Source organism: Methylobacterium sp. W2, assembly GCF_020662345.1.
Lineage (GTDB): Bacteria > Pseudomonadota > Alphaproteobacteria > Rhizobiales > Beijerinckiaceae > Methylobacterium.
This window is the reverse complement of the sequence record NZ_VMOA01000110.1, coordinates 1-438: the sequence shown is the minus strand read 5'-3', so window position 1 is coordinate 438 and position 438 is coordinate 1. Positions and strand designations below refer to the sequence as shown.

Genomic DNA, 438 nt, shown 5'->3' with positions numbered 1-438 from the left:
CTATTAAAGTTGCTGTCAAATGTTGACCGGATAAAAGCCCGGTTAATAGTCGAGTTGTCGTGCCTGAATTACCCATGTTTAGGTTTTGATGAGGAGACTGCAAGCCTTGTAATCCTCTTCCATGAATGGTTACAGTTTGCTCATTTATGCTAATAGGAATTCCCAATGCTTGTAATGCTTTGAGAGTTGACAAGCAGTCTTGACTTAATAAAAAATTATGCAGATGTGTGATGCCTGTACTGATTGCTCCTAAAATTAAACCGCGATGAGAAATACTTTTATCGCCGGGAACTTTCAGGGTGCCGCGTAAACCTTGTTGAGCTTGTGGTAATAATTTCATTTGTAATCACCTAGTTGATTTGATATAAGCACCAGACCATTGAGGGCTGGAGTTTTTTAATAATATGCTCCTGAGAACTTAATGTGACAATCTTTAAA

At 38.4% G+C, this 438-nt stretch carries 1 pseudogene; it reads right to left on the bottom strand.

The window, feature by feature from the left end:
* A pseudogene (locus FPV16_RS25950) lies at positions 1-340 on the bottom strand (3-phosphoshikimate 1-carboxyvinyltransferase); the annotation flags it as partial.
* Between the last annotated feature and the right edge of the window lie 98 nt (positions 341-438).